This is a genomic window from Nitrospirillum guaranorum, assembly GCF_034653275.1.
Taxonomy (GTDB): Bacteria; Pseudomonadota; Alphaproteobacteria; order Azospirillales; family Azospirillaceae; genus Nitrospirillum.
On record NZ_JAYEES010000004.1, the window covers coordinates 228,734 to 243,564 of the forward strand.

Consider the following 14,831-nt stretch of genomic DNA (forward strand, 5'->3'; position numbering starts at 1 on the left):
TGCCATGTCCGGCCTATTCGGTGGCGGCAAGACCAATGCCGACACCAAGCCCAGTTATACCGGCCTGCAGGTGCAGACCAGCGCCGCCGGTCTGCCCATTCCCCTGCTGTGGGGCACCCAGCGCGTCGCCCCCAACCTGATCTGGTACGACGACTTCACCTCCAAGGCCGTGGCCAGCGACACCGGCGGCGGCAAGGGCGGCGGGGCGCAATCCACCACCCAAGTCTACAGCTGCGCCGTGGCCATGGGTCTGTGCGAGGGGGAGATTGCCGGCATCGGCCGCGTGTGGGCGGACAAGACCGACACCAGCCTGGCCAAGCTGAACCTGACCCTGTTCACCGGCACCGCCGATCAGGCGCCTTTCGCCTCGCTTTATACCCAGCATACCGACCAGGCCCTGGGTTACCCCTACACCGCCTATGTCGCCTCGCCATCCTATGACCTGGGCAGCAGTGCCAGCCTGCCCAACCATAATTTCGAGGTGCAGTCGGACGCCGTGTCGCGCACCGGTCCCAGCGCCTTCGACGCCAACCCCGCCGACATCCTGGTCGATTTCCTGACCAACGAGCGCTATGGCGTGGGGTTGCCGGCCGACCGCATCGGCGACCTCGGCGCCTGGCGCAGCTATTGCGCCGCCGCCGGCCTGCTGATGTCGCCCCTGCTGGCACAGCAGGAGGCCGCCAGCGACATCGTCAACCGCTGGGCCCAGCTGACCAACACCCTGATCTACTGGTCCGGCGACCAGGTGCGGGCGCTGCCCCTGGGTGACCAGCCGCTGACCGGCAACGGCGTCACCTTCACGCCCGACCTGACGCCCGTCTATGACCTGACCGACGACGATTTCATCGCCGGCGCTGGCGATGACCCGGTGACGCTCAGCCGCTCCGACCCGGCCGACGCCATCAACACCGCCAAGGTGGAGTACAAGGACCGCGACAACTCCTACCAGACTGCGACGGCAGAGGTGCGCGACCTGGCCGCCATCGACGCCTATGGCCTGCGCACCGGCGACCCCGTGCAGGCTCATGAGATCTGCAGCGCCGCCACGGCGTCGGCCATCGCCACCCTGATCCTTCAGCGTCAGCTCTATGTCCGCAACACCTACCAGTTCAAGCTGGCCTGGACCTTCGCCCTGCTGGAGCCGGGCGACATCGTCACCCTGACCGACGCTGCCCTGGGCCTGGCCAAGTTCCCTGTCCGCATCACCCAGATCGATGAGGATGAGGACGGCCTGCTGACCTTCACGGCGGAGGAACTGCCGGCCGGCATCGGCACGGCCACGCTGTACCCCACGCCCGTCACCAGCAACACGCCCCTGAACACCGGCGTGGACCCGGGCGACTTGGCCGACCCTGTGATCTTCGAGCCGTCGCCCGGCCTCTCCGGCGGCGTGCAGCAGGTATGGATCGGCGCCTGCGGCCTGTCGCCCAACTGGGGCGGCTGTTCCGTCTGGGTGTCGGCCGACGACCTGACCTATCAGCGGGTGGGCCAGATCACGGCGCCGGCACGGTTGGGCACGCTGGGCCAGGATCTGACGGCGGGGGCGGCGGACGCCTATGTCAGTCTGGCCACCAGCCGCCTGAAGCTGGCCGGCGGCAGCGCCGCGGATGCCGCCGCCGGGCGTACGCTCAGTCTGCTGGGGGCGGAGATGGTCGCCTACGGCCCCGCTACCCTGACAGGCAGCGCCGCTTACCATCTCGCTGACCTTAACCGGGGCCTGTACGGCACCGGGGCCGTCGACCACCCGGCGGGCACGCCTTTCCTGCGGCTGGACGAGGCCGTCTTCAAGTATGACCTGCCCGCCGCCTACATCGGCCAGACGCTGTACATCAAGCTGACCAGCTTCAACATTTTCCAGGCGGCGGAACGCAGCCTGGCGGAGGTGAATGCCTACCTCTACAGCCCGGTGGGGGCGGTGGGCGCGCTGCCGGCGCCCACGGGCCTGACCCTGGCGGTGGAGAACGCCGTGCTGGCCGACGGCACGGTGCAGCTGGGCATCCGCGCCCGCTGGACGCCGGCCGATGCCGGTATGTCCACGGACACCATCCTGCGCTGGGGCGTGGCTGGCAGTGGCGGCGTTACCGACTGGCAGCAGGTCAAGGTGCCGGCCGGATCGACCGATACCCTGCTGATGCCCGTGACGCAGGCGGTGACCTACACGGTGCAGGCGGCCAGCGGCATCGGCACCGACGTGCGCTCCGCCTGGGGCCCCGCCGTCAGCATCGAGGTGGGCGGCGTCCTGGGCGGCGCCAGCGTCACCCACCTAGAGCTGTACGGCCAGGGCCTGGATACCGAGTTCGTGGGGCGGGACATCCATCTGGTGTGGCAGGGCAACTTCCCCGCCACCAGCGCCAGCCTGGGCAACCAGCCCTATGGCGCGGGCTCCGGCTACGTGAACCCGTATTTCCAGGCCTACGCCGTCACCGTCATCGAGCCCGACAGCGGTGCCGTTCTGCGCACCGACCTGGTGACGACGGAGGAGTACTTCTACCTCTTCGACAGCATGAACGCGAAGGACGCCGGCGGCCCGCACCGCCGCCTGACCTTCAGCGTCACCATCCGCGACAAGCTGGGTGGGGAGAGCAAGGCCGCCACCCTCACGGTCAACAACCCCGCACCCCCCGCCGTCGCCGCCCAGGTGCGGCAGGGCGTGGGCACCATCGTGGTGGACATCCCGGTGGTGACCGACCGCGACCTGGCCGGCTATATCGTCTGGATCAGCCAGACCCAGGGCTTCGACCCCACCGCCACCGAGCCGGCCTATCAGGGCCTGCTGAACCTGCTGGTGCTGCCCGAAGCGCTGGGCAGCTACTATGTGCGGGCGGCGGCCTATGACGCCTTCGGCACCAGTGGCCTGAACATCGCCGGGGAAATCCCCATCAAGGTGGAAGATATCGTCCTGGACGTGACGCCGCCGGCCGTCCCCACCGGCCTGGCGCTGACCTCCTCCACCAGCATCACGCCGGCCGGCGATGCGCTGACGGTGCTGAAGGCGACCTGGGATGCCAGCCCCAGCGCCAACTTCGCCAGCTTCGACGTCGCCATCGAGCAGGGGACGGGGTCGGAGATCGTGTTCACCACCACGGCGCCGGCCTATCAGTGGACGGTGTCGGCGGCCACGGCCTACAGCGTGCGGGTGCGCGCCCGGTCCAAGAGCGACATCGCTTCCGACTACAGCGCCGCTGTCAGCCTGACCACGGCGGGCGACACGGTGCCGCCGGGGGCGTGCTCCGGCCTGACGGTGCTGCCCGGCCTGCGGGCGCCTTACCTGTCCTGGGTGAACCCGAGCGACGCGGACCTGGCGGCCATCGAGATCTGGGCGTCGACGACGAATGACCGGGCGGCGGCGGTCAAGGTGGCGTCGGTGATGTCCACCGCGTTCACCCATACCGGCCTGCCGGCCAGCCAGACACGCTATTACTGGGTGCGGGCGGTGGACACGTCCGGCAACATCGGGCCCTGGTTTCCATCCAGCGGCACGGCCGGTGTGTCCGGCACGGTGGCCCAGGCCGTGGCGGCCGACTTCAGCCCCGGCAGCCTGAACTACACCGCTTTTGCCTCAGGCCTCAGCCCCGTTGGCGTGGTGGGCAGCCTTCCGGCGGTGAGCGGGTATACCGGGCCCAGCGTCGTGCTGCTAACCACGGATGCCAAGCTGTACCGGCTGTCGGGAGGGGCCTGGACCCGTGCCACCGATGGCGCGGACATCCTCAGCAACAGCATCACCAGCGGGGCGATCACCGCCGGTGCGATCAAGACAGCCCAGTTGGACGCCGGAGCCATCACGACGGAGAAGATCGCCGCCGGCGCCATCACCGCCGCGACAATCGCGGCCAACACCATCACCGCCAGCCAGATCGCCACTGGCACCATCACCGCGACGCAGATCGCCGCCCAAACCCTCACCGGCAACCTGTTCGCACCCAGCACCAGCCTGCCGGCCACCATCACCGTGGGCACCACCGGCGTCAGCATCGGCACGGTGAAGGATACGGCCGACACCGCCCAGGCAACGGCCAATGACGCGCAATCCAAAGCCAATAACCCGGCGGCGCAGGTCAACGCCAACAGCACGCTCATCGCTCCCGGCAAGGTTCAGCTGACGGGTGGCACCACGCTGACCAACTGGCTGTATGGCGGCGACAACACCCAGATCAACGGGGGCGCCATCGCCGCCAACACCATCACCGCCAACAAGCTGACCATCGGCAACCGGGGACTGGCGGTTGAAGGCTTGGGCTTCACCGCCGATCCCACCACCAACACGGTGTCGTGGGTCGGTGGGTCGGTCACGTACACCGACAACAACGGCGCGACGCAGGTCGCCGGCATCAGCGGCGGCTCCGCCACCTGGACCGGCCAACTGCTGTACCTCTACTGGGTGCAGGGCGCCAACGCGATCAGCGCCACCAGCGACGCGTCCGTGGCCATGGGCGGCAACGCCGTGGTGTTCGCGACCTACAACAGCAACACCTGGCTGAACGCCACTTATGGCCGGACGACCATCGATGGCGCGAATATCCGAACCGGCACGATCACCGCCAGCCTGATCAGTGCCGCTGGCTTGGCGACCAGCGTCATCACCAGCGGCACCTTTGACGCCGTGCGCATTCCCAGCCTGGACGCCGGCAAGATCACCACCGGCACGCTGGGCGCGAGTGTCGTCTATGCCGGCACCATCACGGCGGACCAGATCAGGGGCGGCTCAATCAGCGGCCAGATCATTTATGCCACGGACAATGGCCAGCCCAGCACGTCGGGACTGACCATCAATGGGCCTAACCGCAATATCTGGGTCGCCGACGGGAACCGCGGGCGCTGCCTGATGGGGAAAAATGTCTCCGACTACGGCTTCTGGTCATGGGACAGCAGCGGTCGACTTCTATTCGACAGCAACGACTTGGGTGTGGGCGTGGCCAGCGGTGTGGCGTCTGTCTCAGCCTACCAGGACGGGTCCAGCGTTACCGCCAGCACCAAGGGGGCTTGGACCACGATCACGTCGGTGCCGGCTTTCCAGGTTCGCGGCAACCCCTGCGATATCAAAGTGACATTCAGCGCGTCCGTCGCCATCACCGGGTCCGGAGGCAATCACGCCTATGGGGTCAAGGTCCAGGTTCTGCGCACCAACACCCGCACCGGGGCCACATCCACCATAGGGCTAAACTTGACGGCCTCTCCTTACCAGGGTTTCGCCTCGGACGGCGCCTACAGCGATCCCAACCTGGATACCTACACCTACGCCCTGCAAGCCTGGCGGCCCGCTGACATTGTCGGTGGCGGCGACAGCGGCGGCACCATCGTCTACGACGCCTGGCAGTTCAGCGGCGTCACCATGCAAGTGAGGTGGTTCCGATGACCGACACCCCCGCGCTGGCTGACGCGGCCGTGCATTTCTACGTCGATTACGACCCCGCCACCGGCCGCGTCCTCGCCCTGCACCACCGTGACCCGCTCAGCCCGCTGGAGGAGGGAATAGGCGGCGACGGCATCGGCCGGCTGAAGATTGCTGATGACCAGGCCGACGGCATCTGGTCCTGCCGGGTCGTGGATGGCGCGCTGGCGCCTCGGGACGTGGCCGACCTCGCGGCGGCGGCCCAGGTCCGTGCCCTGGGCACCCTGCGGGAGCAGCGCGACCTGATGCTGTCCGCCAGCGACATCCGGGTGCTGCCCGACCGCTGGGCCGCGATGACCGACGCACAGCGCGCGGCCTGGACGGCCTATCGCCAGGCGCTGCGCGACCTCCCCGCCACCACCACCGACCCGGCCGCCGTGGCGTGGCCGGTCCCGCCCAGCTGAGGCCGTCATGACCCAATACACCACCGGCACCATCACCCTCACCAACGGCAGCGCCACGGTCACCGGCATGGGCACGGTCTGGCTGGCCAACCTGGCGCCCGGCGCCCTGCTGACGGTCAGCGAGGATGATCCCGTGGCCGTCGTCGCCGCTGTGACCGCCGACGGCAGCCTGACCCTGGAAACGCCCTGGCCCGGCGCCTCCTACACCAACACGGCCTATGAGGCGGTGCGGGACTTCGACCCGTCCACCGGCGCGCCCCTGCTGTCGCATGGCCTGCGCAACACCAACGTGGTGGTGAACCGCGCCATCCTGGCGCTGGGCAAGCAGACGGCCACGGCGGTCAACGCCTACGTCAACGTCCAGGCGGCCCAGGCCGCCGCCGCCACGGCGACCACTCAGGCCGGCATCGCCGCCACCCAGGCGACGGCCGCCGCCGGCAGCGCCGCCGCTGCCCAGTCCACCGCCGACAGCATCGACGGTCTGCTGGTGAGCATGGCCACAGCCTTCACCGACAGCCAGACCCGCTACGTCACCGCCATCGCCTTCCGATAAGGGGCCCGCCCATGACCGATCTCGCCACCCAAGTCGCTGGCCTCACCACCAGCGTCAACGCGCTGACCAGCGCCGTGAACGTCGCCAAGGCCACCTTGGACGCCTCCGTCAGTGCAGCCGGCACCAGCGCCACCACAGCGCAAGCCGCCGTGACCACCGCCGCGTCGTCGGCCGCCGCCGCCCAAAGTGCCCAGGCGGCGGCCGTGGCGGTCAGCGGCCTGTCATCGCTGAACAGCTTCCTGGGGCAAATCCAGGCTGGGGCGCCGGCAGCGGTGTTCTGGTACGACACCACGCGCGACAGCGACGGCGGCGCCTGGCGTCGGCGCTGCACCTGGCAGAGCTGGGTGACCGAGGCCACCAGCAGCACCCGGGGTAGTCGGTCGTCCTTCCCGGCCCAGGCGCTGATCGTGGTGCAGGGCAGCGTCATGACGATCTATGACGCCGACCAGGCGACGCCGGCCATGTGGATGATGATCAACTTGGGCGTGGGTCTGAAAGGGTGGGGGACGATCACCAGCGTGACGGCGCGGGATGGCAAAATCATCCGTAGCGCCAACACCGGGACGGACGGCGATACCTACTGCCTGGATTTTATTCGGGACGATCAGTGGGGTATTCATTCGGGCTATCAGTATCGCCCGAACAATCCACGCCTCATCGACCGCAATACGGCGGCCACATCCGCCGCCATCATCGGCCCCGCCATCGGCGGCTCGATGTGCAATTCGGTGGCGGTGACGGTGGTTCCTGGCGCCCCCATCGATCGCGCCACCGGCTTGCCCAAGTCAACCGTCGTGGTCGCCCATACCAACGGTATCAGCGTCATCCACGCGTCGGGACAGATCGCTAATGTGTCGGCCAGCGGAGGATATTTTTTGTGTTCCATCCTGGAGGGGCAGCGGTTGGCCGCCATCCTCGCCAACAACTCAGGGGTGGTCGATTACGGTCCCATCCCCTACGTGTCGATGAGCCGGTCAGCGTGGATGCAATACTATGTGGGCACACCCTCTTCCGGTGGTGCCATCCAACGGCCTGAATCAATCGGGATGACAGGCGTCATCGACGGGGCGCTACGCAATCCGGGCGCTATGTGGCGGTATCACGAGGACCCTATCAACCCGGCGGCGGGCATGCTGGCGATGATCACCGCCAGTGGCGGCCCTTATGCTGGAGGCGGGGCGTTCAATAGCGGGTGGATGGTGGGCGACTGCCGCCTGGTCTTGTCCACCACCAGCACGGCCAGCATGACCGGAACCAATATCGCCAGCTGGACCAGCTCGGCCGGCACCACCGGTTGGACTACGACGGACGGCAATCTGACGCTGTCGATCAGCGGTTCCGACCTTCAGATCGCGGAAACGGCCAGCACCTCCACCGCCAGCAAGGCGATTTATCAGGTGAGCGGCTGCGTCGTGGGCCAGGTCTACTTGCTGGCCATCAATTTGAGGCGCGGCACCGTGGCGACCATTATGCGGGTCGATGTCACTGATAATGCCCAGTCAACCCAGCTGGCTGGTGGCTTGACCAACAGCACCGCTGCCTCGACCGTGCTGGTCCAGTTCCGGGCCACGGATACCTCTCCGAAGGTGCGGATCTCGTTCGACAGCCCATACACATCTGGTCAGACGGGGCTGGTCACCAGTCTTTCGGTCGACCTTGCGGAGCCGGATCGCTCCGCCATAGCCGTCGGCATGCGGGCCGTCGGCGCCCTGACCAAATCGCTGGTGGCGAGCACGGCTGATCTGGCGGCATGGTCAGGCTTCAGCGCGTCGGCCTATCTGGAGCAGCCCTATAATACCGCGCTGGACTTCGGGGCGGGCGATTTCATGGTGGCTGCCTGGGTCAATCCCGGTGGTGGCAACGAGACGTATATCACCCGCTGCGCGGCGGCTGCCTATGACGCAGGCTCTTGGGGGCTGAGCAAGAACGCTGGAAACTTGGTGTTCGACGTGTTTGGCATAATGACACTGACGATGGCATCCGTGCCCGTGGGCGTGTGGGGGCTCGCCATCGCCGGCCGCAGGGCCGGAACCTGGGAGCTGTGGTGGAACGGCACCCGTGTCGCCACATCTACCACCGGCGGGACCACAAGCATGACCGCCGCAGCCCATGTCCTGCGGATTGGCCTGGGCGCCACGCTGACCACTCCGCTGATCAACGCCATTGCTCAGATAAGGCTGGGCGCGACGGCCCCCACGCCTGAGCAGATCGCCCGGATGTACGCGGACGAGCGGCCCCTGTTCCAACCGGGCGCCAAGTGCGTGCTGGGTGGCACCTCGGCCGCTGTTCAGGGTCTGGCGCATGATCCGGATACGGGTGCGCTCTACGCCGCCAAGGGAGACGGCACGTCCGTGTTCCAGGGTTTGGTACGCACCGCGCACCTCACCGGCCTCGCGACCGCCGGCAACAGCGACAACCACACGGCCGTCGCAGCGCGCCAGGGCGGCTACGTCATCGCCACCGCCAACCAGGCTGTGGCCAGCCAGCCGGCCATCGTCTTCCGTGACCGCATCCTGGCCGATCGTGTGCCGGTGGCGCCCATCGATGCCAACCGTGTCGTCTTCCCGCCGGCGGTGACGACGGACGCCACACCAACGGTGATCGCCCGCCTGCCGGTGGCGGAGGGCGACGAGCTGCAGCTGTTCGTGGACGTCGAGGCCAGCGAGTACGGCGCGGCGCCAACCGAGCGCATGGGCTATCAGCGCCGGGCCAGGGTCTACCGCCTGCCCAATGGCAACGTCACGGTGGTGGCCGTTCAGACGCTGGGCACTGACTACGAGAGCAACACCACCACCAGCGACATCACGGTGGTGGCCGATGCCACTTCCCAGACGGTCTGCGTCCAGGCGACCGGCGTGACCGCCAAGCGCTTGGTCTGGGCGACCCTGGTGCATATCAACCGCGCGGGTTCCACCCGCTATGCCGCCTGAAGGAGGGCGTACCCATGATCCGCGCGACCGACATGACCGATTTCTACAAGGGCGACAGCCTGGTGCGCCGCTGGTGCCTGGTGGAGGGCCGCCCCCGCTGCGCCGACCACCCGGTGGAGGTTGCTATCGCGCCGCTGGCGGACATCGCCGGGCAGCTGGCTATCAACCGGGCCGTGCGCGCCGTCCAGGCGCAGGTCGACGCCTATGATGACGCGGTCCTGCTGGCCAGCCGGCCAGAGCCGGACGCCACCGTGCCGCTGTTCGACGCGACCGGCGCCGCGGTGGGCGACCAGCCCAACCCGGCCCATGCCGCCTGGGTTGCGGCCGGCACGCTGGTGGCCAACGCCCCAGCCGACCTGCTGCACCTGATCCGCACCCGGGATGACGCTCTGGAGACGGACCCGGTCACCGGCCTGCCGTCCGAGGCGCCGTTCGAGCTGGCGCCCCCGCCGCTCCCGACCATCGATCCGGCCACCCAGACGGTCGACCTGGTCGCGGGCACGTGGTCCGACGCCCGGCCCCTGACGGCTGAAGAGGCCGCCACCTGGCGGGCGCTGATGCGGGTCCGCTGGCCGCGCACCATGACACCGCGAGATGTCATCGTCTGCCTGCTGACACCGGAGGAATGGCTGGCCGTTTCCACAAGCTCGGACGCCGATGTACGGGCAACCCGCCAAGCGGCACTGGGCGCCAATACGGTTGATCTCGACAACCCCGCCACCGCGGCCGCGCTCCAGCTGTTTCAGACGGCGGGGCTGCTTTCGGCCGAGCGGGTGAAGGCCATTCTGGCGGGCGAGCGCCTGGCTTGAGCCTTGGCTACCTCCATCCGTCTCTCTGCCCGCGTTGGCGATTTTGTTCCGATAAGGATCGGTGAACACATGGATATCTCCGCAGGAGAGACGCCCTTGGCGATCTGCGCCACCCTGGGCTCTACCTTGGCCATAGCGGTTTCCGCCCTGGCACACCGCAGCTCGCGCCGGCGGCGTGCCGAAGAGGACGAGGACGGCGGCCTGGCGGAACGGGTAGCGGTCTTGGCCAGCCGCTTGGATCGCGCGGAGCGTGATATCGCCAATGACAAGCAAGGGCGACAGGCCTTTGCCGCGGCTCAGGGCGAAATGAAGGCTGTCATCGTCCAGTTGGCGGCGCTCGCCACCCATATTGAAGCCCTGGGCGCCAAACTGGACAGGCAGAGCCAGAACCTGACCCGTGCGCACGAGCGCATCGACGATCTGCACCGCTTGGCCGCTAACCAGTTCGCGCAAGGCGCGGTCTGACACGAGGTCGCATCCCTTTAAACAACCGAACGATAGGAAGACGTCGATGACTTGGGATTCAATGGCGCTGGCTGCCGATCTGCGCCGTGACGAAGGCGTTCGCCTCAAGCCTTACACGGACACCGTCGGCAAGCTTACTATTGGTGTTGGCCGCAACCTGAGTGATGTTGGCTTGTCGGCCTGCGAAGTCGACGCCCTGCTGGCCAACGACATCGCCCGCGTTGTCGCGGAGCTGGACCAGGCTCTGCCCTGGTGGCGCACCCTATCCGAGGCGCGGCAGCGCGCCCTGGCCAATATGGCCTTCAACATGGGCGTCCCTACCCTGCTTACTTTCCACACGACCCTGGGTCACCTTCAGGCCGGTCGCTTCGACGCCGCGGCGGAGTCGGCCTTGGCCTCTCGTTGGGCCGGCCAGGTGGGTGCTAGAGCCAGCCGCATCGCGGCGCTGCTCAAGGCCGGCTGAATGACGTCACGGGAGCTTGCCCATGGGAATTTTACAAGAGATCCTGTCACCGGCCATCGGCGTGATCGGCCCGGTCGTGACCAAGCTGCTTGACTTCATCCCGGATCCGACCGCTCGGGCGCAGGCTGAGGCCGCCGCTTACAAAGAGGCCGCTGACAGGATCCAGCAGTTGGATCTGGCCCAGCTGGACGTCAATCGTGCGGAGGCCGGAAACGGCAGCGTTTTCGTTGCCGGGTGGCGTCCTTTCATTGGCTGGGTATGTGGCGCCGCGCTGGCCTATCAGTACATCGCCATGCCGCTGTTCGTCTGGGTGGCAGGGTTGATCGCTGGCCATTCCGTGGTCCCGCCGCCTAAGCTTGATGATCAGCTGACGACTATTCTGCTTGGCATGCTGGGCCTTGGTGGCCTCCGGACCTTAGAAAAGGTCAAAGGCGTCAAATAGCGCCTACGTCATTTCGACAATGCCCCCGGGTGGCCCTTTCCGAGCGATCGGAAAGGCCACCCGGGGGGTCTTTTTGCTTTTGGACGATCAACGTTTTAGCAGGAACTCGCGCCCCATTTTCACACGGGCAACGCCGTCATAGGCGACGATATCGGCGGTGGCATAGGTTTCCCCCCAATGTTCGGGCAGGAAACTGCCGGTACCCACCACGTCGATGGGGGCGTGGGCATCGGCCATGACCCGGCACTTGGCGGGGCTGAAACCGCTTGAGGCGACGATGCGTACCTTGGTGAAACCAGCTTGGTCCAGGTTCTCACGCACCCAGTGCAGACCGGCGGCGGAGACGCCGGCGCCAATCAAATAGCGCAGCTCGGTCTCGTCCCGGTATCCCCGGATGCTGTCCGGCGCGCGCCGCTCCAGCACCGCGTAGCTTTGCGGAGGATCCAAGCCTTCGACGAAGCGTCCGCCGGGTGTGTCCAGGCGTACCGACAGCTTGCCCGCAGCGGCCAGCTCGGGGAAACGCCGGCATACCGCGAGCGTGTCGCTGACCTCACGACCGAAATAATCGACCAGCACGGTCATCGCTTCGTCGGGGAAGGTGTCATGGTAAAGCTCTGCCGCCTTGACGGTGGAGCCGGCGTAGCCGATCAGGGCGTGCGGCATGGTGCCGAAGCCGTGGGTTTGGCCGAAATAACGGGCGGTCGCGTCGGTGGCGTTGCCGATGAAGCCGATGGCGCCGACCTTGCGTTTGGCCCGTTCGGAGCCGACGCTGGCGGCGTAGGCCATCAGGTCGGCCATTTCGGTGCCGGCGCAATGGCGGGCGTCCATGGCAAGGAAGGCGGATTTGGGCAGGCCCGCACTCATTACGAAGGCGTTATGAGCCGCCACACACGCAGGGCCCAGCTTCATCAAGAACAGGGTTTCCAGCTCTACGAGCTGGGAGAAGGGTCCGGTGATCCACATCATGGGTTCACCAGCGCCCACCCACTGGCCTTCGTGGTATCGGACCTCGATTTCCGGCGCGAAACCCCGGGCCGCTGCCACTGATTTCAGCCAGTCCAGCGCCAGCCGGGGGGCGAACACAACGGGCCGTCGCATGAAAACGGCATAGGTGACGGGAACGTCGCCGTGCCGCTCCACGATGGTGCGGGTGCGTTTGAAATAGACGTCGGTCCATCGGCCAACGGTGTCCGCTGGGGGCCAAGCCTGGGCGGTCTCCCCCGCCGACGCCTCGACAGCGCCGGGTGTTGTCACTTCCTTATTTTCCTCGGCCATGTGGCCATCCTTCCGTCGTCCTCAGGACATGCGCGGGGCATCATAGACGATGGACAGTGGGCGCGAGCAAGCCGCCTTATCGGTGGACGTGGAGCCACGCCCCTCTTATTGCGGCTTGTCGGGGCTGGTGGAAGGTGGTGTCTGGCCGTAGGCGCGGGCATAGGCGCCCAATGCGGTCTCATGCACATTCTGTTGAATTTCAGCGATCAAACCGCGCACACGGGCGAAGGCGGCGTTGGCGGCCGCGGCATCGAAGGGTTGCGCTTTCAATTGCTGTACCGCCTCGCGGCGGGCATCCCGCAACTGCTGCAGTTGAATCTGCGACAGGTCCTGGTGGGCCGCGATGGCGTCCTTCAGGAAGGGCAGCACCTGCTCCGGCGCGTTCTTCACGAACAGGTCATAAGGGCCCGGGCGTGTGTTGGTATTGGGGGTGGAGTCGCTACGGGCGGCGTTCGCCCGGCCGGGCGGGCGGATGCCGTCGAGGCGCTGGCCCACGACCATGCCCGCGACCAGCAGATTGATCGAGACGGAGATGGCCAGCAGGACGATCACCAGCTTGGACAGGGAGGGGCTTCCAGGGGAGGTGCCCGGGTCGGAGTGCGCACGCCCCTCGGTCACTGTCCAATCTCCGTGTCGATTTCAGTCATGGCCTTCATATATTCGGTCGTCGCGGAGGCTCGCCCGTCGCTGGACGGCAGAGCCAGAGGGGAAACGCCATGCACCCCCAACACGATGCCGACCACGGCCGCCGCCAGCCCGGATACCAAGGCGGCGGGAATACCGCCCGCCCACACCGCGCGGCTTCCGCCGGCGAAGGCAGGGCTCCGGCCGGGCAGTCCCGCTCCGGCGAAGGGCAACCTGCGGTTCGTCACGCGCGCAGGTCGCCCAGCGGGCGCTGTGTTGGGGATGGCCAGGATGGCGCGGCGCAATTCGGCGCCGGCCCGGTCCAGGGGCATGGCGGTCAGCGCCTGTTCGGACAGGCGAGCCTGGGACAGCACCACCCGCGCCGCATCCGATTGCGCCAGCAGGGCAGCCGCCCGGGGGCGGTCCGCCGCCCGCCACAACTCCGGGTCCGGTCCGTGCAGGTCGACCAGATCCTCGAACTCCGCGATCGTCATCATCCCATCCATCATCGCGGTCCTCCCGTTCGTGAGCGTCGACCGTCCTGGGCATCGGACGGCGCCAGGGGCGCCAATGTCGCCCGCAAGGCGCGCCGCGCCCGCACCAACAGTGTTTCCAGCGCGCCGACGCTGACGTCCATGGCGGCGGCGGCCTCGGCGTTGCTCAAGCCCGCATCATAGCACAAGGAAATGGCGGCCCGTTGCCGTTCGGGCAGATCATCCACCGCCCGCGCCACCAGCCGGCCCAGTTCCGAGCGTTCCACCAGGGCGACGGCGTCGAGGGATGGGTCCACCGGTTCAGGCACGTTCTCGAGCGCGTCGTGCGCCGGCCGGCGTTTGCGGTCCAGGCACAGGTTCACGGTGATTCGGTAGAACCAAGTGGAAAAGCGGGCCTCGGCCGGGCGAAAACGCTCGGCATGCTGCCACAGGCGCATGAAGGCTTCCTGCGCCACGTCTTCGGCATCGGCCGCCCCGCCCAGGACGCGGCGCGCCAGCGTGACCGTCCGGTCCAAATGCCGATCCGTCAGCACCCGGAAGGCCTGCGCGTCGCCCTGGGCGACCCGGCCGACCAAGTATTCATCACTGCTGGTGGCCAGGTTCTGGCCATCGCTCCGCTGCACAGGGTCGCCTTTACCGTCGCGGGTGAAGGGCAGCCCCAAGAGGTCGCCCACCCGCGTAGTTAGACCAATCGCGGCCTTTACGCCAGAGAGGCCATAGGCGTAGCCCTCCCCGCCGGGTGAGGGCACGGCTGTGACGGTCGAACTGCGGGAAGGGGAAGAGGGGGGCATGGGCGACGGCATCCCTTGCGGATTTTGCCTGGTTAGGTTGTGCATCTACGAGCGGCAAGCGGAAGACCAAGCGGCGATGCCACCTGAAAAGCCGCCTACGCCGGTGACATAGACTTGGTTATGGTACGTCGGGCCGTTGGGCAACCCTGCGCTATCTAGGGGTGCGACAGAACGGACAGGCGGCGGTCAATG

General features: G+C 67.4%; 12 protein-coding genes. 8 read left to right on the forward strand and 4 right to left on the reverse strand.

All coding sequences use genetic code 11. The features are described from left to right. Positions 1-4: 4 nt before the first annotated feature. From UAJ10_RS22870 to UAJ10_RS22905, 8 genes are all read left to right on the forward strand, one after another. Positions 5-5,353 carry a phage tail protein gene (locus UAJ10_RS22870; RefSeq protein WP_322917570.1) on the forward strand — a complete coding sequence of 1,783 codons (5,349 nt, stop codon included), beginning with the start codon at positions 5-7 and terminating at the stop codon, positions 5,351-5,353. Then, complete coding sequence (locus UAJ10_RS22875) at positions 5,350-5,793, forward strand: phage tail assembly chaperone (protein WP_322917571.1); 444 nt, start codon at positions 5,350-5,352, stop codon at positions 5,791-5,793. Before UAJ10_RS22870 ends, UAJ10_RS22875 begins: the two co-directional genes overlap by 4 nt. 7 nt (positions 5,794-5,800) lie before the next feature. Next, on the forward strand, positions 5,801-6,346 hold the full coding sequence (locus UAJ10_RS22880) for a hypothetical protein (RefSeq protein ID WP_322917572.1): 546 nt from the start codon (positions 5,801-5,803) through the stop codon (positions 6,344-6,346). An 11-nt stretch (positions 6,347-6,357) separates the two neighbouring features. After that, entirely contained in the window at positions 6,358-9,276 is a 2,919-nt protein-coding gene (locus tag UAJ10_RS22885) for a hypothetical protein (protein ID WP_322917573.1), read from the forward strand. Between the two features lie 14 nt (positions 9,277-9,290). Next, positions 9,291-10,085, forward strand: a complete 795-nt coding sequence (locus tag UAJ10_RS22890) for a hypothetical protein (protein WP_322917574.1) — start codon at positions 9,291-9,293, stop codon at positions 10,083-10,085. A gap of 69 nt (positions 10,086-10,154) precedes the next feature. After that, on the forward strand, positions 10,155-10,550 hold the full coding sequence (locus UAJ10_RS22895; protein WP_322917575.1) for a hypothetical protein: 396 nt from the start codon (positions 10,155-10,157) through the stop codon (positions 10,548-10,550). A 46-nt stretch (positions 10,551-10,596) separates the two neighbouring features. After that, positions 10,597-11,013 carry a glycoside hydrolase family protein gene (locus UAJ10_RS22900; RefSeq protein WP_322917576.1) on the forward strand — a complete coding sequence of 139 codons (417 nt, stop codon included), beginning with the start codon at positions 10,597-10,599 and terminating at the stop codon, positions 11,011-11,013. 22 nt (positions 11,014-11,035) lie between these two features. Further along, positions 11,036-11,455, forward strand: a complete 420-nt coding sequence (locus UAJ10_RS22905) for a 3TM-type holin (RefSeq protein WP_322917577.1) — start codon at positions 11,036-11,038, stop codon at positions 11,453-11,455. An 87-nt stretch (positions 11,456-11,542) separates the two neighbouring features. Here UAJ10_RS22905 and UAJ10_RS22910 read toward each other — a convergent pair whose 3' ends face one another. The 4 genes from UAJ10_RS22910 to UAJ10_RS22925 all read right to left on the reverse strand — a co-directional run bounded on the left by UAJ10_RS22910 (position 11,543) and on the right by UAJ10_RS22925 (position 14,639). Beyond that, a complete protein-coding gene (locus UAJ10_RS22910) occupies positions 11,543-12,730 on the reverse strand; it encodes a beta/alpha barrel domain-containing protein (RefSeq protein ID WP_322917578.1) in 1,188 nt (395 codons plus the stop codon). A 105-nt stretch (positions 12,731-12,835) separates the two neighbouring features. After that, positions 12,836-13,348, reverse strand: a complete 513-nt coding sequence (locus tag UAJ10_RS22915; protein WP_322917579.1) for a periplasmic heavy metal sensor — start codon at positions 13,346-13,348, stop codon at positions 12,836-12,838. Then, positions 13,345-13,851 carry a hypothetical protein gene (locus UAJ10_RS22920; protein ID WP_322917580.1) on the reverse strand — a complete coding sequence of 169 codons (507 nt, stop codon included), beginning with the start codon at positions 13,849-13,851 and terminating at the stop codon, positions 13,345-13,347. Before UAJ10_RS22920 ends, UAJ10_RS22915 begins: the two co-directional genes overlap by 4 nt. Positions 13,852-13,859: 8 nt before the next feature. Next, on the reverse strand, positions 13,860-14,639 hold the full coding sequence (locus tag UAJ10_RS22925; protein WP_322917581.1) for an RNA polymerase sigma factor: 780 nt from the start codon (positions 14,637-14,639) through the stop codon (positions 13,860-13,862). Between the last annotated feature and the right edge of the window lie 192 nt (positions 14,640-14,831).

Bases quoted from the DNA above. Each gene is read 5' to 3' on its own strand.
- UAJ10_RS22870 (WP_322917570.1), top strand. From the start codon at position 5: ATGTCCGGCCTATTCGGTGGCGGCAAGACCAATGCCGACACCAAGCCC.
- UAJ10_RS22875 (WP_322917571.1), top strand. From the start codon at position 5,350: ATGACCGACACCCCCGCGCTGGCTGACGCGGCCGTGCATTTCTACGTC.
- UAJ10_RS22880 (WP_322917572.1), top strand. From the start codon at position 5,801: ATGACCCAATACACCACCGGCACCATCACCCTCACCAACGGCAGCGCC.
- UAJ10_RS22885 (WP_322917573.1), top strand. From the start codon at position 6,358: ATGACCGATCTCGCCACCCAAGTCGCTGGCCTCACCACCAGCGTCAAC.
- UAJ10_RS22890 (WP_322917574.1), top strand. From the start codon at position 9,291: ATGATCCGCGCGACCGACATGACCGATTTCTACAAGGGCGACAGCCTG.
- UAJ10_RS22895 (WP_322917575.1), top strand. From the start codon at position 10,155: ATGGATATCTCCGCAGGAGAGACGCCCTTGGCGATCTGCGCCACCCTG.
- UAJ10_RS22900 (WP_322917576.1), top strand. From the start codon at position 10,597: ATGACTTGGGATTCAATGGCGCTGGCTGCCGATCTGCGCCGTGACGAA.
- UAJ10_RS22905 (WP_322917577.1), top strand. From the start codon at position 11,036: ATGGGAATTTTACAAGAGATCCTGTCACCGGCCATCGGCGTGATCGGC.
- UAJ10_RS22910 (WP_322917578.1), bottom strand. From the start codon at position 12,730: ATGGCCGAGGAAAATAAGGAAGTGACAACACCCGGCGCTGTCGAGGCG.
- UAJ10_RS22920 (WP_322917580.1), bottom strand. From the start codon at position 13,851: ATGATGACGATCGCGGAGTTCGAGGATCTGGTCGACCTGCACGGACCG.
- UAJ10_RS22925 (WP_322917581.1), bottom strand. From the start codon at position 14,639: ATGCCCCCCTCTTCCCCTTCCCGCAGTTCGACCGTCACAGCCGTGCCC.